Annotated in this window: 18 protein-coding genes and 3 pseudogenes; 12 read left to right on the top strand and 9 right to left on the bottom strand. The window is 63.8% G+C overall.

The features are described from left to right. The first annotated feature begins 52 nt into the window (after positions 1-52). From IE00_RS16060 to IE00_RS16045, 4 genes are read left to right on the top strand one after another with little or no spacing between them, the layout of a single operon-like run. Positions 53-895, top strand: coding sequence for an ABC transporter ATP-binding protein (locus IE00_RS16060; protein WP_072298255.1), 843 nt, complete (start codon positions 53-55; stop codon positions 893-895). Positions 896-898: 3 nt separating this feature from the next. Beyond that, positions 899-1,672: an ABC transporter permease gene (locus IE00_RS16055; RefSeq protein WP_072298213.1), complete on the top strand. Its 774-nt coding sequence runs from the start codon at positions 899-901 to the stop codon at positions 1,670-1,672. Between the two features lie 21 nt (positions 1,673-1,693). Next, positions 1,694-2,713: an ABC transporter substrate-binding protein gene (locus IE00_RS16050; protein ID WP_240493943.1), complete on the top strand. Its 1,020-nt coding sequence runs from the start codon at positions 1,694-1,696 to the stop codon at positions 2,711-2,713. Then, complete coding sequence (locus IE00_RS16045; RefSeq protein WP_205949695.1) at positions 2,713-4,233, top strand: gamma-glutamyltransferase family protein; 1,521 nt, start codon at positions 2,713-2,715, stop codon at positions 4,231-4,233. The genes IE00_RS16050 and IE00_RS16045 overlap by 1 nt, the downstream gene beginning before the upstream one ends. Positions 4,234-4,251: 18 nt before the next feature. Here IE00_RS16045 and IE00_RS16040 read toward each other — a convergent pair whose 3' ends face one another. The 6 genes from IE00_RS16040 to IE00_RS16015 all read right to left on the bottom strand — a co-directional run bounded on the left by IE00_RS16040 (position 4,252) and on the right by IE00_RS16015 (position 11,242). Next, complete coding sequence (locus tag IE00_RS16040; RefSeq protein WP_072298211.1) at positions 4,252-5,667, bottom strand: M20 family metallopeptidase; 1,416 nt, start codon at positions 5,665-5,667, stop codon at positions 4,252-4,254. Positions 5,668-5,691: 24 nt separating this feature from the next. Further along, positions 5,692-6,696 (bottom strand): ABC transporter ATP-binding protein, encoded by a 1,005-nt coding sequence (locus IE00_RS16035; RefSeq protein ID WP_072298210.1) that lies wholly within the window; start codon positions 6,694-6,696, stop codon positions 5,692-5,694. Then, complete coding sequence (locus tag IE00_RS16030; protein WP_072298209.1) at positions 6,693-7,679, bottom strand: ABC transporter ATP-binding protein; 987 nt, start codon at positions 7,677-7,679, stop codon at positions 6,693-6,695. Before IE00_RS16030 ends, IE00_RS16035 begins: the two co-directional genes overlap by 4 nt. Next, positions 7,676-8,587, bottom strand: a complete 912-nt coding sequence (locus tag IE00_RS16025) for an ABC transporter permease (protein ID WP_072298208.1) — start codon at positions 8,585-8,587, stop codon at positions 7,676-7,678. Before IE00_RS16025 ends, IE00_RS16030 begins: the two co-directional genes overlap by 4 nt. Then, the gene (locus tag IE00_RS16020; protein WP_072298207.1) at positions 8,584-9,561 is read right to left on the bottom strand and encodes an ABC transporter permease; all 978 of its coding nucleotides are present in this window, start codon (positions 9,559-9,561) and stop codon (positions 8,584-8,586) included. The genes IE00_RS16025 and IE00_RS16020 overlap by 4 nt, the downstream gene beginning before the upstream one ends. A gap of 73 nt (positions 9,562-9,634) precedes the next feature. After that, a complete protein-coding gene (locus IE00_RS16015; RefSeq protein ID WP_205949694.1) occupies positions 9,635-11,242 on the bottom strand; it encodes an ABC transporter substrate-binding protein in 1,608 nt (535 codons plus the stop codon). Positions 11,243-11,400: 158 nt separating this feature from the next. Here IE00_RS16015 and IE00_RS16010 point away from each other — a divergent pair, with 158 nt between their 5' ends. From IE00_RS16010 to IE00_RS15995, 4 genes are all read left to right on the top strand, one after another. Further along, complete coding sequence (locus IE00_RS16010; protein ID WP_072298206.1) at positions 11,401-12,357, top strand: LysR substrate-binding domain-containing protein; 957 nt, start codon at positions 11,401-11,403, stop codon at positions 12,355-12,357. 19 nt (positions 12,358-12,376) lie between these two features. Beyond that, positions 12,377-13,540 carry an acetylornithine deacetylase gene (gene argE / locus IE00_RS16005; protein WP_072298205.1) on the top strand — a complete coding sequence of 388 codons (1,164 nt, stop codon included), beginning with the start codon at positions 12,377-12,379 and terminating at the stop codon, positions 13,538-13,540. A 414-nt stretch (positions 13,541-13,954) separates the two neighbouring features. Next, entirely contained in the window at positions 13,955-14,281 is a 327-nt protein-coding gene (locus IE00_RS16000) for a PRC-barrel domain-containing protein (RefSeq protein ID WP_240493941.1), read from the top strand. A gap of 300 nt (positions 14,282-14,581) precedes the next feature. Beyond that, the gene (locus IE00_RS15995) at positions 14,582-14,899 is read left to right on the top strand and encodes a DUF1992 domain-containing protein (RefSeq protein WP_072298204.1); all 318 of its coding nucleotides are present in this window, start codon (positions 14,582-14,584) and stop codon (positions 14,897-14,899) included. A 386-nt stretch (positions 14,900-15,285) separates the two neighbouring features. Here IE00_RS15995 and IE00_RS15990 read toward each other — a convergent pair whose 3' ends face one another. After that, complete coding sequence (locus IE00_RS15990) at positions 15,286-16,107, bottom strand: metalloregulator ArsR/SmtB family transcription factor (protein ID WP_072298203.1); 822 nt, start codon at positions 16,105-16,107, stop codon at positions 15,286-15,288. A gap of 388 nt (positions 16,108-16,495) precedes the next feature. Here IE00_RS15990 and IE00_RS15985 point away from each other — a divergent pair. The 3 genes and pseudogenes from IE00_RS15985 to IE00_RS15975 all read left to right on the top strand — a co-directional run bounded on the left by IE00_RS15985 (position 16,496) and on the right by IE00_RS15975 (position 18,562). Then, positions 16,496-17,370 (top strand): annotated as a pseudogene (locus tag IE00_RS15985) (tyrosine-type recombinase/integrase). Positions 17,371-17,382: 12 nt separating this feature from the next. Continuing rightward, a pseudogene (locus IE00_RS15980) lies at positions 17,383-17,800 on the top strand (transposase zinc-binding domain-containing protein); the annotation flags it as partial. 516 nt (positions 17,801-18,316) lie between these two features. Further along, a complete protein-coding gene (locus IE00_RS15975) occupies positions 18,317-18,562 on the top strand; it encodes a hypothetical protein (RefSeq protein WP_139291494.1) in 246 nt (81 codons plus the stop codon). 8 nt (positions 18,563-18,570) lie between these two features. Here IE00_RS15975 and IE00_RS19865 read toward each other — a convergent pair whose 3' ends face one another. Next, entirely contained in the window at positions 18,571-18,750 is a 180-nt protein-coding gene (locus tag IE00_RS19865; protein WP_139291493.1) for a hypothetical protein, read from the bottom strand. Between the two features lie 223 nt (positions 18,751-18,973). Between IE00_RS19865 and IE00_RS19860 the strand changes: the two genes are divergently transcribed. Further along, complete coding sequence (locus IE00_RS19860; RefSeq protein ID WP_139291492.1) at positions 18,974-19,168, top strand: hypothetical protein; 195 nt, start codon at positions 18,974-18,976, stop codon at positions 19,166-19,168. 273 nt (positions 19,169-19,441) lie between these two features. Here the strand turns inward: IE00_RS19860 and IE00_RS15970 are convergent. Further along, positions 19,442-19,852: pseudogene (locus IE00_RS15970) on the bottom strand (IS3 family transposase); the annotation flags it as partial.

The raw sequence follows: 19,852 nt of genomic DNA, 5'->3' as shown, positions 1-19,852 counted from the left end.
GGAGCAATGAAGTGCATGCACTTTCGTCATGCACCTTGGACGGGAAGCCATCATGCAACCTGAAATCGCACAGATCGCGACCGAACAAAAGCGCCCTGCGGTGCAGCTGTCCCGCGCCGGCGTGTCCTTCGGGCAGGGCGATGCCACGGTGCAGGCCTTGCAGCCCACCGACCTGCGCATCGACGAGGGAGAGTTCCTGGCGCTTGTCGGCCCCTCGGGCTGCGGCAAGTCCACCATCCTGAAACTGGCCAGCGGGTTGCTGCGCCCCACGACCGGCGCGGTCATTGTCGGCGGGCGCGAGGTCGCGGCCAGGGCCCTGCGCGTCGGCATGGCCTTCCAGAACCCGACCATGCTGCCTTGGCTGACCATCGAACAGAACGTCATGCTGCCCCTGAAGATCGTGCAGCCATTCCGCCGCGACTTTGCCCGCAAGAAGCGCGGCGAATACCGCGACCGGGTCCATGCCCTGCTGGAGGATGTGGGTCTGGGCAAGTTCGCGGGCAGTTTCCCCTGGCAGCTGTCGGGCGGCATGCTGCAGCGCGCCAACCTCTGCCGCGCGCTGATCCACGACCCCAGCCTGCTGCTGCTGGACGAACCCTTCGGCGCGCTGGACCAGTTCACCCGCGAAGAGCTGTGGGGCACCATGCAGGACCTGTGGATCAAGCGCCGCCCCACCGTGCTGCTGGTGACCCACGATCTGAAGGAGGCGGGCTTCCTGGGCACACGCATCTGCGTCATGAGCGCGCGTCCCGGCCGCATCATCGACGACAGCCCCGTGACCTTCCCGCGTCCGCGGACGGTCCAGATGACCTTCCAGCCCGATTTCGTCGCCCTGAACCAGCGCCTGCGCGAACGCATCATCGATGCCCGCAGCGAAACCCTGGAAGAGGTCTGAACCATGCCCTATGCCATCCGCCGCCGTATCTGGGCGGCCCTGCTGATCGTCGGTTTCTTCGCTGCCTGGGAAATCCTGTGCATCGCCATGGACGTGTCCGACCTGGTCGTGCCGCGCCCCAGCCAGGTCTTCGCCACGCTGTTCGACCGCTTTCCGGTGCTGGTGCCCCATATCGTCCACACGCTGTGGACCACGATGATCGGCTTTGTGTTGGGGGTGATCGTCGGCGTCGTCATCGGGGCCGCGATCGGCACGTCGCGTACCGCCTATGACACGGCCTATCCGCTGCTGATCGGCTTTTCGTCCATCCCCAAGGTCGCCGTCGTGCCGATTTTCGTGCTGTGGTTCGGGGCAGGGCCGGTGCCTGCGGTCCTGACCGCGCTGGCCATGTGCTTTTTCCCCATCGTCGTGAACATCGCCACCGGCCTTGCCACGACCGAGCCCGAGCTGGAGGACGTGCTGAAATCCCTAGGCGCCAGCAAGATGGACCTGCTGCTGAACGTGGGTCTGCCGCGCACCATGCCGTTCTTTTTCGCATCCCTGAAGATCGCCGCGACCTTTGCCTTCGTCGGCACCGTGCTGGCGGAAACGGTCGCCTCGAACAAGGGCATCGGCAACGTGATGATGAGCGCGTCTTCCAATTTCGACGTGCCCCTGGTCTTTGCCGGCCTCTTCATTCTGGCCTTCCTCGGCGTCGCTCTCTACGTCCTCTTCTCTCTCATCGAGGGACGGTTCGTGGGTTGGGCCAACCGCCGCGACGATTTCGCATCCACCTGAAACCCCCCTTGGAGTTCCGACATGCCGATGAAAACCATGCTTGCCACCGTCGCCACCCTGACCATGGGGACCGCCGCCATGGCCGATACCGATATCCGCTTTACCCTGGGATGGAAGACCCAAGGGTCGGACGCGCCCTTCCTGATGGCCCTGGAAAAGGGCTATTTCGCCGAGGAAGGCCTGAACGTCACCATCGATCAGGGCGAAGGGTCCGCCGCCACCGTCACCCGCATCATGTCGGGCACCTATGACGCGGGTTTCGGCGATATCAACGCCATCATCCAGAACGCCGCGACCCGCCCCGATGAAACCCCGGTCATGGTCTATCAGCTGTGGAACAAGCCGCCCTTCGCGGTGGTCAGTGCCAAGGCCACGGGCATCACCACCCCTGCCGATCTGGCGGGCAAGACGCTTGGCGGGGCGCAAGGGACGCCGACCACCCGACTGATGCCGGTGCTGGCGCGGCAGAACGACGTCGATATCGACGCCATCGACATCCAGAACATGGCCCCGAACCTGCAGGAACCCATGCTGATCCGCGGCGATATCGATGGCGCGATGGTCTTCAACATCACCAGCTGGTTCAACCTGATCAACAACCGCCAGGACCCTGCCGCCGATTACAACTGGCTGAATTTCGGCGATTTCGGGCTGGATCTCTATTCCAACGGGATGATGGTGTCGCAGGCGCTGATCGCTGAAAACCCCGAAGCGGTGACGGGCCTTGTCCGCGCCGTGAACCGCGCCGCCGTCGAGATCGCCAAGAACCCCGAGGCGGGGGCCGATGCCGTCATGGCCTATGACAACCTGGCCAAGCGCGATCTGGAAAAGGCGCGGATGCTGTTCTCCTATGAAAACCTGATCGCCTCGCCCGAAGTCGAGCGTATCGGCCTGGGTGATCTGGATGACGAACGGCTGGCACGCTCCATCGATCTGGTGGCCGAAGGCTATCAGCTGGAAACGAAACCAGACGCCGCGGCCATCTTCACCCGCGATTTCCTGCCGCCGCTGGAAGACCGCCAACTGATCATGGCCGACTGATGCCGGGCATGGTCACCAGCCCGCACCCCCTGGCCAGCCATGCGGGGGCCGAGGTGCTGCGCGGTGGCGGCAATGCCGCCGAGGCCGCCGTGGCCATGGGGGCGGTCCTGACCGTCGTCATGCCGCATTTCTGCGGCCTTGGCGGTGACGCCGTCTGGATGCTGGCCGACCGCGACGGGCTGGAGACGTCGATCCTGGGGATCGGGCAGGCGCCGCAGGTGCTGCCCGATCTGGACGGTCCGCTGCCGATGCGCGGGGTTGGGTCGATGCTGACCACGGCCTGCGCGGTCGACAGCTGGGACCAGGCGCTGAATGTCTGGGACGGGGGGATGGATTTCGCCGACCTGATCGCCCCGGCCATCGCCTTGGCGCGGGACGGGTTCACGCCATCGCGCAGCCAGGATTTCTGGCTGGATTTCCGCGCCGCCGACTGGCCCGCTTGGCCGGGTTTTGCCGGGCGCTTCGACCACCGCAGCAGCGACGGTCCCCTGCGCCAGCCCGAACTGGCCGAGATGCTGACCCTGATCGCGCGCGACGGCCCGCGCAGCTTCTATGACGGGCAGGCGGCCGTCAGGGTGGCGCAGGGGCTGGCCGATCTGGGCGCGGCGATCACATCCGCCGATCTGGCCGCCACGCGCAGCCGGCGAGGCGACCCGGTGGCCCTGGATTATCGTGGGCTGCGCCTGCTGGCACCGCCGCCGCCGACCCAAGGCATCACCACCCTGGCGATCATGGGCATCCTGGCGCGGCTTGATGCGGGCGACCCCACGCATCGGATCGTCGAGGCGGTCAAGCAGGCCTTCCTGGATCGCCATCTGATCGCCGATCCCGACATGGTTCCCGTCGATTGCGCCGCCCTGCTGTCGCCTGCGCGGCTGCAGGCCAAGGCCGCCGCCATCCGCCCGGACCGCGCGATGGACTGGCCGCAACCGTTCCGGCATGGCGATACGGTCTTTCTCTCCGCCCGCGACGACCAGGGGCGCTGCGCCAGCGTGCTGCAAAGCACCTTTTTCGACTGGGGCAGCGGGGTCGTGGTGGGCGATACCGGCATCATCTGGCAGAACCGGGGCGCCGGTTTTTCGACGGTGCCCGGCCATCCGAACTGCATCGCGCCGGACAAGCGGCCCTTCTATACGTTGAACCCCGGCATCGCGATGAAGGATGGCGCACCGCATCTGCTTTACGGAACCCAAGGGGCCGATGGCCAGCCCCAGACCCTGGCGGTGATCCTGTCGGCGCTGATCGACCGGGGGATGATGCCCGCCGACGCCCTTTCACAACCGCGCTGTCTGCTGGGCCGGACCTTCTCGGACAGCGGCGACAGCCTCAAGCTGGAGGCATCGCACGGCTCGCAGATGGTGGCGGGGTTGCGCGACCTTGGGCATCAGGTGGCGGAACTGCCCGCCCTGTCGCCGATCTTCGGATGCGCGGGCGTGATCCGGATCGACGACGGCGATGTCACCGGCGCGCATGATCCGCGCGGCGAAGGCATCGCGATCGGAACCCACGCCCGGCCGTGACCGGGCGCGGGTCGTCGGTCATTCCGCGGCGATCGGCGGGTTGGTCTCTGGCGGGATCGGGCAGGCATAGGGGTGTTCGGCCAGATGATCCTGATGGGCCTTCTTGGCGGCGGCGATCAGCGCCGGGTCGGTCAGCGCCGCCCGCGCGGTCGCGGCCATCACCTTGGCAGCGTGCAGCATGCCCTTATGCGCAGCCGGGGCCTTGCCCTGGGCCGTCTGCTGCCAGCTGTGCAGCGCCGTGCCCACCGCGCAGGTCGCCACGCGGGCCTGGACCGTCGGCACAGCCCAGCTGACATCGCCCACATCGGTCGACCCCATGCCGCCCATGAAGGGCCGGTCCAAGGGCGCGATGAAGTCGCACAGCGGCATGTCGTAATCGGGCTTCATCGCCAGGCGCTCGAAGGTGTCGGCGATATCTTCGCGCGAGAGGCTCTCGCGGATGGCGGTGGCGAAGGCCGCGTCCTCGGCGTCGAAGGGGACGGGGCCCAGGGCTTCGAATTCAGCCTGCATGGCCTGGGACAGGGGGCGGTTCTCGGTCAGGTTCGACACCGCCGAAAAGACGCGTGATGTGACCTTGGTCCCCGACATCAGCGCCGCACCGTCGGCGATGGCGCGCACCCGTTCGACCAGCGAGGACAGGTCCCCCAGGCTGGGGCTGCGGATCAGCTGGCGCACGGTCGCCTTGGCCTGCACCACGTTCGGCGCGATGCCGCCCGCATCCAGATAGGCGTAATGCACCCGCGCCGCATCCGGCATGTGTTCGCGCATGTAGTTGACGCCGATATTCATCAGCTCGACCGAATCCAGCGCCGAACGGCCCAGTTCGGGCGCCCCCGCCGCGTGCGCCGCCTTGCCGTGGAAGGTGAAATCGATCCGGGTGTTGGCCAGCGACCGCATGTCATCGACCGCGTTGAAGCTGGCCGGGTGCCAGGTGATCGCGATGTCCACATCATCGAACTGCCCGTCGCGCACCATATAGGTCTTGGCGGCGCCGCCCTCCTCGGCGGGGCAGCCGAAATAGCGGACGCGGCCGGGCAGCCCTTCGGCCTCCAGCCAGTCCTTGACGGCGGTGGCCGCCGACAGCGCGGCCGATCCCAGCAGGTTGTGGCCGCAGCCATGGCCGAAACCGTGATCGGCAATCTGGCGCGGTTCGGCCAGGCCCGGTTCCTGCGACAGGCCGGGCAGGGCGTCGTATTCGCCCAGGATGGCGATGACGGGGCCGCCGGTGCCTGCCTCTCCCATGACCGCGGTCGGGATGCCGGCGACGTTTTCGGTCACGCGAAAGCCCTGGTCGCGCAGCATCCGGGTATGGGCTGCGCAGGATTTCACCTCGCCATAGGCCAGTTCGGGGGTGTCGAAGACGCGGTCGGCCAGGCCGGTGAATTCCGGGCCCTTGGCATCGACATGGGACCAGATCGGATTGTCGTTACGCAATGATAGTCTCCTTGGAAGGGGGCGTCAGGCCGCCCGGTCGTTCAGGTGGCAGGCCGACAGGCGACCGGGGGCCACCTCGCGCAGGACCGGCACCTCCAGGCGGCAGCGGTCATGGGCATGGGGGCAGCGGGGGTGGAAATGGCACCCCTTGGGCGGGTTCAGGGGCGAGGGGATCTCGCCCTTGATGGCGTGATAGCTGCGCTTGCCGGTCTCGAAGGTCGGGATCTCGCTGATCAGCGCCTGGGTATAGGGGTGGTTCGGACGCGCGATCAGATCCTCGGCATCGCCCAGTTCGACCAGGCGGCCCAGATACATGACCGCGATCCGGTCCGAGATATGTTCGACCACGCCCAGATCGTGGCTGACGAACAGATAGGTCAGGTCGAAATCCTGGCGCAGCTTGACGAACAGGTTCAGCACCTGCGCCTGGATCGACACGTCCAGCGCAGCGACGGATTCGTCGCAGACCAGGAAATCGGGCCGCACCGCCAGCGCGCGGGCGATGCCCACCCGCGCCCGCTGCCCGCCCGAGAACTGATGCGGATAGCGTTTGGCGGTGGCCGGATCCAGGCCCACCTGGTTCAGGATATCCTCGACATAGCCGTCGACATCACCTTTAGGAACGATGCCGTGGACGCGCGGTGCCTCTCCGACGATGTCGCGGACGCGCATGCGCGGGTTCAGCGACGACATCGGGTCCTGGAAGATCATCTGAATCTTCAGCGCCGCGTCGCGGGCGGCGGCGCCCTTCAGGCCGGCCACGTCCTGGCCGTTATAGACGATGCGCCCGTCCGACGGCGCGGCCAGCCCCGCCACCATCCGCCCCAGGGTGGACTTGCCGCAGCCGGATTCGCCGACCAGGCCCAGCACCTCGCCCCGGCGGATGTCCAGGCTGACGTTATCGACCGCATGGACGGTGACCGGCGCGATCTTGGCGCCCAGCTTGCGGGCGGTGCGTTCGGCGATGTCCAGGTCCTTGGAAAAGCGCTTGGACACGCCGTCGATGGTCAGGATGGTGTCTTGGGTCACGACAGGGCCTTTCCGTCGGCATCGCAATGGGGGTGGTGGCAGCGCACGTGGCGGTCGGCACCGGCGGGGTCCAACGACGGCTCGACCCGGCAGGCGGCGTCGGCGCGGGGACAACGGGGGGCGAACTTGCACCCGTCCGGCAGGTTCAAGAGCGACGGCGTCATGCCGCGGATCTGGGTCAGCATCGCGCCGTGACGCTTGCCCTGCGGCACGCTGTCGATCAGCCCGCGCGTATAGGGATGGCGCGGGTTCGCGATGATCTGCGCGGTCGGCCCTTCCTCGATGATGCGGCCGGCATACATGACGGCCAGTCGGTCGGCCAAACCCGACACCACGGCCAGATCGTGGGTGATCCAGATCAGCGACGTGCCCGACCGGGCACACAGCGCCTGGACCTCGGACAGGATCTGCGCCTGGATGGTCACGTCCAAAGCCGTCGTCGGTTCGTCGGCGATGATCAGGTCGGGCTTGTGCAACAGCGCGATGGCGATGGCCACACGCTGGCGCATGCCGCCCGAGAACTGGTGCGGATAGCTCTGCAGCCGTTCGTCCGGGGACGAGATGCCGACCTGGACCAGCGCCTCGCGGCAACGGGCCAGGGCCTCGGCCTTCGACACCTTGTCATGGGCGCGCACGGTCTCGATCATCTGGGTGTCGATGCGCAGGACCGGGTTCAGCGTCATCATCGGGTCCTGAAAGATCATCGCGATGCGCTTGCCGCGCAGCTGGCGCAGCATCGGCTCTCCTCCGGCGACCAGGTCGTCGCCGTCAAACAGGATCTGCCCCCCGGTCACCCGGCCCGGCGGATCGACCAGACCCAGGATGGAAAAGCCGGTGACCGACTTGCCCGACCCGGATTCCCCGACCAGGCCCAGGATCTGGCCACGTTCCAGCGAAAAGCTGACCCCGTCCACCGCCTTGGCCACCCCGTCGCGGGTGAAGAAGTGGGTCTGCAGGTTCTTGACGTCCAGCAATCTGTTCATTTCTGCAACCTCGGGTTCAGGACGTCGCGCAGCCGGTCGCCGACCAGGTTGATGGCGATGATCGTCACCACCAGCGCGATGCCGGGAAACAGGCTGATCCAGTAGCTGCCCGACAGAAGATAGTCGTAGCCATTGGCGATCAGCAGCCCCAACGACGGTTCGGTGATGGGCACGCCCACGCCCAGGAAGGACAGCGTCGCCTCCAGCGCGATGGCCTGGGCGATCTGCACGGTGGCGACCACGATCAGGGGCGGGACGCAATTGGGCAGCAGGTGGCGGAACATAATCCGCCGGTCCGACAGCGCCAGGCAGCGCGCCGCATCGATGTAATCCTTGCGCCGTTCGACGATGGCCGAACTGCGCACCGTGCGCGCGTAATAGGCCCACTGCACGATCACCAGCGCCAGGATCACCTTGTCCACGCCGCGGCCCAGCAGGGCCAGCAGGATCAGCGCGATCAGGATGGCCGGGAAGGACAGCTGCAGATCGACGATCCGCATGATGAAGCTGTCCAGCCGGCCACCGAAATAGGCCGCCGAGACGCCGACGATGGTGCCGATGGTGATCGCCAGCGCCAGCGACACCAGGGCGACCATCAGGCTGATGCGCAGCCCGTACATGATCGCCGACAGCATATCGCGGCCCTGCTGGTCGGTGCCCAGCCAATAGGTCATGTCGGTGCCGAAGCTGGCCTCGCCGGGGGGCAGGGCGCTGTCCATGATGTTCAGCTGCGCCAGGTCATAGGGGTTCTGCGGCGCGATCCAGGGCGCCGCGATGGCGATCAGCGCGACCATGACGAACAGCGCCAGGCCGATGACGGCGACGGGGTCCTCCAGGAATTCCTTGACGATGCGTCGGGTCGGGCTGTCGATGCGGACGGGGGGTGCGGGGGGTGCGATATCGGTCATCCCTTCATCTCCGACAGGCGGATGCGCGGATCCAGCAGCGAATAGATCACGTCGACCAGCAGGTTGATGCCCACGATGATCAGCACCGTCAGCATCAGGTAGGCCACGATCACCGGGCGATCCAACAGGTTGATGCTGTCGATCAGCAGCTTGCCCATGCCCGGCCAGGCAAAGACGGTTTCAGTCACGATGGCGAAGGCCACCATCGAACCCAGTTCCAGCCCGATGATGGTGACCACCGGGATCATGATGTTCTTCAGGACATGGACCAGCACGACGCGGCGGCCCGACAGGCCCTTGGCGCGGGCGAATTTGACGTAATCCTGCAGGCAGACCTCGCGCGTGTTGGCGCGGGCCAGGCGGATGATCAGCGACATCTTGAACAGCGCCAGGTTGATGGCGGGCAGGATCAGGTGGGTCAGCCCGTCCCAGGTCAGGAAACTGACCTGCATTCCCAGAAACTCGGTCGTCTCGCCGCGGCCGCCCGCGGGCAGCCAGCCCAGCAGGACCGCAAAGACCAGGATCAGCAGCATCCCCTGCCAGAAGTTCGGCAGCGAAAAGCCCAGGATCGACCCGCCCATGATGGTGCGGCCCGCGATGCTGTGGGGGCGCAGGCCCGCCCAGACCCCCAGGGGAATGCCGATGCCCACTGACAGGGCCAGCGCGACCAGCGCCAGTTCCATCGTGGCGGGCAGACGGTCCAGGATGATGTCCAGCGCCGGGCGGCCATAGACGAAGGATGTGCCCAGATCGCCCTGCAGGGCGTTCCAGATGAAGATGCCGAACTGCTGGTACAGCGGCTTGTCCAGGCCCAGACGTTCGGTCGTGGCCAGGATGTCGGCCTGCGTGGCCTCGGGGTTGATCAGCACATCCACGGGATTGCCGATGAAATAGACGCCAAGAAAGACCAGGACGGCCATTGCCATGACGGCAAGCAGGCTCTGGCCCAGACGGCGGACAAGATAGACGATCATGGCGGAGGTCCTTCGCGATCCGGCATTCGGCAAGGGTCCGGCATCCCCGCGAAGGGATGCCGGAAGGGTCGGATCACTCGGCCTTGGCGGGCTTCACTTCGGACGCCATGGTGTATTGGTCGACGCGCGGCTCGTAGGTCAGGTCCGGCTTCATCGCCCAGACGGTCTGTTCGTAATGCAGCGGGATGATGCCGAAATCGTCCAGGACCATGGTTTCGGCCTGTTGCAGCATCTGGTCGCGCTTGGCGTCGTCGATGGTGGCCATCGCCTCGACCAGCACCTTGTCCATCTCGGGGTTGGAATAACGCCCGGCATTCGTCGGACCCATGCCGGTATCGGCGTCATAGGTCGCGACCAGCGATTTCAGCGGCGAGGACATGTCCCCCGACGATGCGCCCCAGCCCGCCATGTAGATGGGAAATTCCAGCGCGTTGCGGCGGCTGAAGAACTGGCTGGCGGTGCTGGCATCCACATTGGTCTGGATGCCGATGCGGGCCATCATCTGGGCCACGGCCTGGGCCACCTGTTCGTCGTTGATATAGCGGTCGTTCGGCGTGCCGAGGGTGATGGTGAACCCGTCCGGATAGCCGGCTTCGGCCAGCAGCTCCTTGGCGCGTTCGGGGTCATAGGCATCGACCGCCCGCCCCGAGGTGCCGAACATCGGCGGCGGCAGCAATTCGCCCGCGGGCTGGGCATAGCCGCCCATGATGCGTTCGGCGATGGCGTCACGATTGACCGAAATGGAAATGGCCTCGCGGACGCGCGGGTCCAGCAGGGGGTTCTTGCCATCGGTGCCGCCGATGCCGGGGGCGTCCTCGGTCTGCTGCATGTGCAGATAGATGATGCGGTTCGACAGGGCGTCGACGACGTTGAAGCCCGCGTCCTCAATGCGCTTGATGTCCTGAATGGGGGGCGATTCGATCATGTCGACATCACCCGCCAGCAGGGCCGCCACGCGGGGGCCGTCGCTGGTGATGGGGCGCATGACGACCCGGTCCCAATCGGGCGTGCCGCCCCAGTAATCGTCAAAGCGGGTGACGACCATTTCCGACCCGCGGGTATAGTTGTCCAGCTTGTAGGGACCGGTGCCGACCGCGACATCGGGCGAATTGAAGGCCGGCGACTGGGGCACGTCGCCCATGCCTTCGCAGCTGCCTTCGGGGCCATAGGTGACGGTGTCCTCGGCGCCCAGGGCATTGGCGGACACGATCGCCAGGCTCCACAATTCGGTGGGCAGCAGGGGGTTCGTGGCCTTGGTGGTGATGGTCAGGGTGTGGTCGTCCTCGGCCTGCATGTCGGCGATGCCGCCGGTGAAGATCGTGAAGGCCGAGGGCGAATTCTGGACCAGCGGCACCCGGCAGAAGGAATAGATCACGTCGCGGGCGGTGAAGTCGCTGCCATCGTGGAATTTCACGCCCTGGCGCAGCTTGAAGCGCCAGGTGGTGTCGTCGATGGCCTCCCAGCTTTCGGCAAGACCGGGGGTCACCTTCTGCACGGCGTCCTGGGTGGTCAGGGCTTCGAAGATGTTCTTGGCCACCTGGATGTTGGTGGACAGCTGATGGAATTGCGGGTCCATCGAGGTCGCTTCGGATTTCAGGCCGATCGACAGATCCTGCGCCATCGCGGGGGCAAGCCCTGCGACGATGAAACCGGCCATCAGCGGAAAGGTCAGTGCTTTCACGGGGATATCCTTCCTGTTGTCGTATTTTTTTCGCGTTTTTCAGCCCCGAAGTTGATCCCCGGTGGTGCAATCAGCTTGGCTGTCACGGTATTATGCGATAATCAGAAGTCAATCACGAATATCAATGCGTTTTGGTAATACCACAGGATGCACCCGAAATGACCACCGACAAGGCAGCCGAAGCCAAGGACCGCCGATCCGGCATCACCCTGCGCGAGCTGGAGGTGCTGCAGGCCCTTGTGGGGGCGGGCACGGCCATCAATGTGGCGCGCAGGCTGGGCATTTCCCAATCGGCGGTCAGTCGCAGGCTGGCCCAGCTGGAAGATCGGCTGGGGTTCCAGCTGTTCATGCGGGCAGGGGGGCGGCTGGTCCCGACGGTCGAGGCGATGTCGATCAACGAACAGCTGACCCCGGTCTTCGACACGCTGGCGCGCATCGCCAACCATGCCGATCAGCCCCAGAAGGCCCATGCCGGCAGCCTGGCCATCGTCGCCCCGCCGACCATCGCGCATCGCTTTTTGCCGGCACGGATCGCGGCCTTCAAGAAGCAGAACCCCGATCTGCAGATCACCTTCGAGGTGCTGGCCAGCGACAGCCTGCTGACCGGTATCGCCGAACGTCGCTTCGATATCGGACTGACCGACAGCGTCACCGCGCATGAGGGGATCCAGTCCGAACTGCTGCTGGAAACCCAGGCGATCTGCATTCTGCCCCAGGACCACCCGCTGACCGCACAGGACGTGATCCGCCCCGACGATCTGCAGGCGCAGGATTTCATCGCCCTGTCGCGCCGCCATTCAAGCCGCGTCATCATCGATCGCGTTCTGGACAAGGCCGGGGTGCGGCCGAACATCGTCATCGAGGCCTCGACCAATGTCGCCGCCATCGAATTCGTCCGCGCGGACTTGGGGATCGCGGTGCTGAACCCCTTTCCGCTGGTCCACCAGCTGGGCGACGGGGTGGTGATGCGGCCGTTCATGCCGGCGCTGTCCTACAGCACGAATTTTCTGCTGCCATCCAGCCAGGCGCCTTCTGCGGCGACCCTGGCCTTCATGCAGGCGACACGCGCCAGTCTGGACCGCGCCGCCTATCCCGCCCTTGCGCCGCTGGCCTGACCCGACAAAGGAACAACCGATGCCCACCCCCTCCAGCCGTGACATCCTGGCAGAACTGGTCGCCTTTGACACGACCAGCCGGAATTCCAACCTTGCGCTGATCGACCATGTGCAGGCGTACCTGTCGTCGCATGGCGTCGAAAGCCGCCTGGTGACGGACGCGACCGGACAGAAGGCCAACCTGTGGGCCACGATCGGCCCTGCCGACCGGGCGGGGGTGGTCCTGTCGGGGCATACCGACACCGTGCCGGTGGATGATCAGGATTGGGCCAGCGATCCCTTTGCCCTGGATGCGCGGGACGGTCGCCTCTACGGGCGCGGCGCCTGTGACATGAAGGGCTTTCTGGCCTGCGCGCTGGCCGCCGTCCCGGCCCTTGTCGCCCGCGATCTGACCCGACCCGTGCATCTGGCCTTTTCCTATGACGAAGAGGTCGGCTGCGTCGGCGTCGTCGGTCTGCTGGAGATGCTGCAGGCGGAAAACATCCGGCCCGCCATGTGCATCGTGGGCGAACCGACGCTGATGGAGGTGGTGATCGGCCACAAGGCCAAACGCTCGATGCGGGTGACGGTGCGGGGCAGGGGGTGCCATTCCTCGCTGGCGCCCCAAGGGGTCAACGCGGTCGATTACGCCGCGCGCCTGGTGGTCCGGATGCAGGACATCGCCGCCCGGCTGGCGTCGACGGGGGACCGTGACGCGGATTGCGACATCACCCACAGCACAGCCCATACCGGCGTGATCCGCGGCGGCACGGCGCTGAACATCGTGCCCGACAGCTGCAGCATCGACTGCGAATTCCGTGTCCTGCCCCATGAGGATGCCGACGCGCTGGTGCAGGAATTGCGCGACTATGCGAGCGAATTGGAGGCGGGGATGCAGAAGATCGCCCCCGAAGCCGGAATCGAGATCGAGGTCTTTGCCCAGTTCCCCGGTCTGGACACCGATCCCGATGCCGATGTCGTGACCCTGATCAAGCGGATGACCGGCACCAATGGTCACTCCAAGGTCGCCTTCGGGACCGAGGGTGGACGCTTTGATCAGATGCTGGGCGTGCCGACCGTCATCTGCGGACCGGGATCGATCGGCCAGGCCCACAAGCCGGACGAATATATCGATCAATCGCAGCTGGATGCCTGCGACGCTTTCCTGGCCAAGATCGCCGACTGGGCCGCACAACCGACCTGAACTGCCTGCCCCGGATCACCCCCGCAGGCAAAGGCAAGCGTTCGGAGGGCCCTGTCGTCTCTCCGAATGTCATCAGCCTCTGCGGCGCACAGCATGGCATGAATTGCGACTATGGAAATGGTGCACCCGACAGGAGCCCGCTTAGGGTGAACTTGCAAGCTCTTGCGCGGGAAACAGGGGAGGGGTCCACCTACCGGTTTGCAATAGGTTACAGACATTTTTGGAAACAGATTTGGCCACGGCGACGAGCATGGCGCGCAGCTTCTTGAGCATGAAAACTTGGTTGGGATGCAGATGAGGCGACCATGCAGCGGCAGCGATGGGGCGAGGGCTCAACAAGCCGCCGCATCTCGCCCATGGAACAACCAAGTTTGACCAGCGTTGTTTCAGCAACTCGACCGAAGGAGAGATTGCATGCTGAAAAGTTCTTTTATCGCCGCGTTGACGTTCCCGCTGGCTAGTGTCGCAGTCGCGCAGACGGCGGACGTTTCTGGCTATACCAATATCGATGACATCGCCGTCATCGGAAGCGACGATAACAAGATTGGGGAGGTTGAAACCGTCCTGGTCGATGAGGCTGGCGTGCCTGTCGCCGTGGTGATCGAGGTCAACGACGGGTTCCTCGATCTCGGTGACTCTGACGTAATCGTGCAGATGGACGCTCTCACTTGGGAGGACGGTCGCTATAAAACGACGATGACGGCCGAGGCTATGGGAGAGCTTCCGAAGTGGGACGATTGATCATTCGGTCATTTTGACTATCAGAGGAGGGAGCCGTAACCGCGGCTCCCTTTTTTATGCCATCAAACGGCGGCGCACTCGACCCCTTGCGGTCGGTCGAGAGTGCAGCAATGCCGCCGTGCGGCTTCTGCAGACCGGCCACTCATGCTTGGCGCAGCAAGATTGACCGGGCAATGTCGCTGATGCGGGATGAAGCGGTCATAGAAAATTGACCCCGATAGCTCGCCGCCCTGTATAAAATGAGCTGGTGGGTTTCGCAGCGTATGGCGGCCTGTTCGGTGTCATCAGAAGGAACAGAAGATGAAGTTTTCAGATATTGCTGAGCGACAAATTCTGAAGGCCCAGGCCGAGGGCCAGCTTGATAACCTGAATGGCACAGGGAAACCGCTCAATATTGAAGGTGATGGAAGCGCGGACGCTATCGGGTTTCGCATCATGGCTGACGCAGGCGTGGTGCCGCGCGAAATTCAACTGCGGAAAGCCGTCGAGGCGCAGTCCCGAATATTGCGGGAAACGACGGGTGAAGAGGCTCGCAAGCGAGAGATGATCAAGCTGAATGATCTCCAGTTGCGCCTCAGCATTGAACAGGAAGCGCGGCGACGCTTCTACGGCAGCTAAGGGCTCGAAGCGACGTTCAGCAACGCGGCCATTCCGCTGCGACCGCCGGTCGCCAGACGAACGACCTGTGCGGCCCTTACCGGCCGCTCTAATCAAGACTGATGATACCTTGCAGCTTCTCCAAACCGGACGTTCGTGACTTGGAGCAGCGAAACCGAGACGGCACAGTCTGCTCTGCGGGACCAAGCAGACCATCGCCGGACCCGCATTTACCCCAGATCAAGTTCAAGGCGTGCTGGAAGGAACGCCAACATCTTGGATGTCAGGGAGGCTAATCGACCCGATACGCGGCCCACCAGCTCGCCACGCTCATGCCTTCGTCGATGAGACACCGCAGCGCCAGCTTGCCGACGCGGAAGGCGGTTGATTGCGATCCGCATCATGGGTCAGTCCTTGGCCTCGGCGTCGATGGCATCAACGCGGTTCTGCAGAGCGATGCGCTCGAGACTGCTTATGGGCAGCGCCACAAAGGCCTCGATCCGGCGGCGCAGCGCGCCGTAGGTCTGGGCGAAGACCAGCGCCTTTTCCGCATCCGTTCCCTGGGCCTTGACCGGGTCGGGGAGGCCCCAATGGCCCGTGATGGGTTGGCCGGCCCAGGGCGGGCATTCCTCGGCAGCAGCCGTGTCACAGACTGTGAAGACAAAATCCATCTGCGGCGCACCCTCGGCTTGAAACTCGGACAGGTGCTTGGAGCGCAGGAGTGTGGTGTCGTGGCCGTTTCGCTCCAGCACCTGAAGTGCAAAGGGGTTAAGCTGTGTGCCGGGCCGGGTACCGGCGGAATAAGCGTTGAAGCGGGTACCGCCCAGATCACGCAAGGCTGCTTCGGCAAAGATCGAGCGGGCAGAATTGCCTGAGCAGATGAAGAGAACGTTGTAGGTGTCAGACATGGGTCTCTCTCCGATGAGCGGCGCCAGCAGGTCAGGCCGCGCCCGTCCCAGATCCAGCGCCAGATAGCTGATGAGTGCCTCGGCCCGGTCAAGTTGGGCCGAATAGAACAGTGATCGTCCCTCGCGCCGCACCTGCGCCAGTCCACAACCTGTCAGGTCCGACAGATGATGCGACAGCGTGTTCGGCTTTAGCGCCAGCGCGTCGGCAATCTCGGTCGGACGCACGTCGCCCGGGGCAAAGCGCATCAGCAGCCGAAAGACAGCAAGGCGGCCGGGATGACCGAGGCAGGTGAAGGATCGAGCAACGTCATTTGTTTCCATACTTCCTGAATGAAGGAAATGCATAATAAGTCCAGCGAAACTTTGGTAACAAAAGGGTGTCAGTCAAGTTGCCTGACACTGGTTCACACAGGCAGTTTGCTTCGTTTCACAGGCACCAATCCGCGCTCGAGTGTATGTTCCAGTGGAGGTGCATGCCGTGGCACGTCGACGACCGGCGGTTTTGGATTCTTCGCGTCGATCGACCGGCCCTGACGGCGGGACGAGCGCAGGAGGCCTTCCACCCGCGCACTCGGCCCGAGGACGAAGCCGCTCCGCTGCATTGGCGCATTTGCTGATGGCGTGAGACGTCTACAACGCTGCGCGTTTTGCGATCTGACCGACCTGACTGACGATTGGGGCCTTCTCAATCATCAGAGAGGAGGCTTCCATGACAGAGAAGAAAGTGAGCGCGCTTCGTCAGCGGATGATCGAAGACATGCCCATCCGCGGGATGGGTGACAAGGCGCAGAAGTCACACATCCGGGCGATCAAGGATTTCACGGCCTTTCTCGGGCGATCACCAGACACGGCGACACCGGAGGATCTGCGCGCCTATCAGCTCCACCTGACCGACACCGGGGTCACGCCATCGACGTTCAACGTGCGGATCGTGGCGCCGCGGTTCTTTTTCGGCATGACCTGCGGGCGGGAGGAGATGAAGCGCTACATGCAATTCCGCACCGAGCCGCGCAAGTTGCCGGTCATCTTCGGCGTTGAGGAGGTGTCCGACATCCTGATGGCGGCGCCGGAGCCGGGGCTAAAGTATCGCGCCGCACTCAGCATGTCCTACGGTGCTGGGCTCAGGGCCGCCGAGGTCTGCAACCTCAAGATCGGCGATATCGACAGCGACCGGATGCTGATCCATGTCGAACTGGGCAAGGGTCAGAAGGATCGCAATGTGATGCTGCCGCCCGGCTTGTTGGAGTTGCTGCGTGCCTGGTGGCGCGAAGCACGTCCCGAAGGCTGGCTGCTTTCTGGCAAGCCCAGGATCAATCCGATCTCACCAAGACAGTTGAACCGCGCATTCACCTCTGCCAAGCACATGGCCGGGGTCAGGAAGCCCGCGACCTTGCATACCTTGCACCACAGCTGCTGGAGGCCAATACCGACGTGCGGGTGATCCAGGTGCTGCTCGGCCACGCCAAGCTGACGACCACCGCCCGATATACCCACGTGGCCACCAAGACGATCCGGGATACCGTCAGCCCCTACGCGATGCTGGCAAAGTTGCAGGATCAGTCGGTGGAGCGAAGCGTGGAGTGATCGGGTGCGGGGGTGCCCCGGCCATCGCTGGAACTGGCTGACATCTTCCGTGCCTATGGTCCTGCGTGGCGGCAGGCCAATGCGGGGCACGTCAGCCTGACCCAGCTGAAGGTGATGTCGGCGATTGAAGCCTGCCCGACCGAGGCGCTTGGCGGGCATGTGGCGAGCTGTGCCAAATGCTGTCACCAGCATGTGGCCTACAACTCCTGCAAGACCCGGCATTGTGCAAAGTGTCAGGGACCGGCGGCGCAGGATTGGATGGAAGCGCGCGCAGGACCTATTGCCCGTGAAGTATTTCCACATCGTCTTCACCCTGCCGGCCGAGATCGCCCAGATCGCCTATTGGAACAAGAAGGCGGTCTACGGACTGCTCTTCAAGGCATCGGCGGAAACGGTGATGACGATCGCCGCCGACCCCAAGCGCCTTGGCGAAGACCGCTTGAGTTCAATTAAGTGGATATACGTCTGCCCAGTGATCACTTTTGCCAACCTTAGGAACCTGCACATTCTCGATGTCATTAGTACCGACTTAACCAAAATGACGATTGACGAAGGCGTCCTTTGTACGGCGATTTTATGGGTGAGGAACTACGGCTTATTCAACATGCCTTGCGTTCCTACCAGCATAACACCGGCTATCATGCCCTAATTTCGAAAGTTGAGAGGACGGTCGAACGTTCAGCGTTTGGGTATGGCCCACAACTTCCGTTTGAGCTCCTTAAGCAGAGAGCCACACACCTCTGATGAATCGACGAACGCTTGCGAGGGGAGGCTGCCATCCTTGAGGCCTCCAATGCTGGCCACGCGGGACAAGCAGTTTCATCGGGGCCATGGCCTTCCTCTCATTGCCAGCTGACCTCATCTCTTCAGTCTTTCGGGACCTTGTACACTGTCGTCGCGTTGGGTTCTCATGCCGCCATGACGCGGTGCAAATTTGGAGGCGATGATGACCAAAGCCATTCTCAAGCTTGAAGGAATGCAGGAGATTAGAGGCGAAGCCGAAAAAGGCGGAGACTACGTCAAACTTTTGATCGATCGTGCCCACGCCCCGGCGAGCTTCAAGCCCCCCGTTCATGGCGATCTGGAGATGGAGGGCGACAAGACGCATGTCATTCTTGAGAGCGCAAGCCCCGCCACTGATGATGCCGAGGGCACGTTGCTGACAATGAGACGTCTGTCTCCTCCCATTTGATTTCCAGCTTAATTACGCCCACCGGAGACCTCTTCCATCCAGTTCTGCACATCGGCAGCGGCAGTGGCATCATTCAATGTCGAAGCCGCTGCATATTGAGCATGTTGGTCTGCCAACTGGCGCAGGTTTTGCGGCAAACCTGCGTCACCCGGCTTGATTGCCAGCCCATTCATTTGAGCTCTGGTCATCTCGATTATGCGGCGAAACTAAGCGAGAGAAACGTCGAACTCACCGCAGTGCCTGTTTTAGCACCTGTGACCGCTAAAAGTGTTAACAAAATGCTACCTGTGTCAGCTCGGCGACACAGCTTGCGACCGATCTTCGGCATTCTGACTGAATTTAGAACATTTGGGGAAGTGCGCCCGAGGCAGACGGGCAAGGCTTTAGGCCATCATATTTGGGAGCGACAGAATGTCATATAGTTTCACCAGTGAAGAGCTGCTGCTGATCAGCCGTGCAGTGGCATCGTACCAACATAATGCTGAGTACCGAACCGTGATCGAGAAGATGGCGATGCTGACCAGCGACGAACGGACGACGAACGATTTTTACTCTTCAACCAATTCGTCCCGTGCGCATGCGCGCTTAACGACGAACGCCCGCTAGGGAAGTTCCCGGCGGGCGCACCTGTGGATGATGACAAGAGTTATTACCCCGTGAGGGATAAGCGATCAAGAGTTTTTGGTTGTGTGCGCGTGCATGCGGTCCAGCACCTCCGCCAGCGCAACATGCAGCTTTGATGTATGTTTTCCGTCCAAAACCCAGCCATGCGCCTTCAATACGGCTCGAAAGCTCTTACCCTGCAGGCAGCTCGCATCGACCAGCGCGCGGTTGGCAATGACCGACGCCCTTGCGTCGCCGCGACTGGATGGGCGCACGCGGTGAGCCATTGTCGGTCAGCATCTCGACGACCGAAGGCGCACGGTATGTCTCGAAGCGATGCTCGACGGCCTCTAGCATGATGTCGCGGATGTCTGACCCGCTGATCCCGACATTCACCACCGCACGCCGGGCAATGATTTCGCGGTCGTGGGCGTCGATGATGAAGGCACCGCGGGCGATATCGCCGTTCCAAGCCGGGTGAATTCGAAGCCGTCCGAACACCAGCGCAGGTTCGAGCGCATGACGATGACCTTGCCGTCGTGGACATGCTCGGGCCGCTCCGTATATCTCCGCGCCAGCAGCAGGCCATGGGACTGCATGATCCTGTAGATCCTTTTGTGATTGACCGGTGCCAGGCCCTCTGACCGCAGCTGGCGGTTCAGGATCGCGGTGATGCGCCGGCAGCCA

The sequence above is a fragment of the Paracoccus sp. SM22M-07 genome (assembly GCF_001887735.1).
In the GTDB taxonomy this organism is placed as follows: Bacteria; Pseudomonadota; Alphaproteobacteria; order Rhodobacterales; family Rhodobacteraceae; genus Paracoccus.
Note: the sequence above shows the minus strand (reverse complement) of the source record. Positions and strands in the feature narration are given on the sequence as shown.

Excerpts from the sequence above, each read along its gene's own strand:
- IE00_RS16060 (WP_072298255.1), top strand. The coding sequence starts at position 53 with ATGCAACCTGAAATCGCACAGATCGCGACCGAACAAAAGCGCCCTGCG.
- IE00_RS16055 (WP_072298213.1), top strand. The coding sequence starts at position 899 with ATGCCCTATGCCATCCGCCGCCGTATCTGGGCGGCCCTGCTGATCGTC.
- IE00_RS16050 (WP_240493943.1), top strand. The coding sequence starts at position 1,694 with ATGCCGATGAAAACCATGCTTGCCACCGTCGCCACCCTGACCATGGGG.
- IE00_RS16045 (WP_205949695.1), top strand. The coding sequence starts at position 2,713 with ATGCCGGGCATGGTCACCAGCCCGCACCCCCTGGCCAGCCATGCGGGG.
- IE00_RS16030 (WP_072298209.1), bottom strand. The coding sequence starts at position 7,679 with ATGAACAGATTGCTGGACGTCAAGAACCTGCAGACCCACTTCTTCACC.
- IE00_RS16025 (WP_072298208.1), bottom strand. The coding sequence starts at position 8,587 with ATGACCGATATCGCACCCCCCGCACCCCCCGTCCGCATCGACAGCCCG.
- IE00_RS16020 (WP_072298207.1), bottom strand. The coding sequence starts at position 9,561 with ATGATCGTCTATCTTGTCCGCCGTCTGGGCCAGAGCCTGCTTGCCGTC.
- IE00_RS16010 (WP_072298206.1), top strand. The coding sequence starts at position 11,401 with ATGACCACCGACAAGGCAGCCGAAGCCAAGGACCGCCGATCCGGCATC.
- argE (WP_072298205.1), top strand. The coding sequence starts at position 12,377 with ATGCCCACCCCCTCCAGCCGTGACATCCTGGCAGAACTGGTCGCCTTT.
- IE00_RS16000 (WP_240493941.1), top strand. The coding sequence starts at position 13,955 with ATGCTGAAAAGTTCTTTTATCGCCGCGTTGACGTTCCCGCTGGCTAGT.
- IE00_RS15995 (WP_072298204.1), top strand. The coding sequence starts at position 14,582 with ATGAAGTTTTCAGATATTGCTGAGCGACAAATTCTGAAGGCCCAGGCC.
- IE00_RS15990 (WP_072298203.1), bottom strand. The coding sequence starts at position 16,107 with ATGGAAACAAATGACGTTGCTCGATCCTTCACCTGCCTCGGTCATCCC.
- IE00_RS15975 (WP_139291494.1), top strand. The coding sequence starts at position 18,317 with ATGACCAAAGCCATTCTCAAGCTTGAAGGAATGCAGGAGATTAGAGGC.
- IE00_RS19865 (WP_139291493.1), bottom strand. The coding sequence starts at position 18,750 with ATGACCAGAGCTCAAATGAATGGGCTGGCAATCAAGCCGGGTGACGCA.
- IE00_RS19860 (WP_139291492.1), top strand. The coding sequence starts at position 18,974 with ATGTCATATAGTTTCACCAGTGAAGAGCTGCTGCTGATCAGCCGTGCA.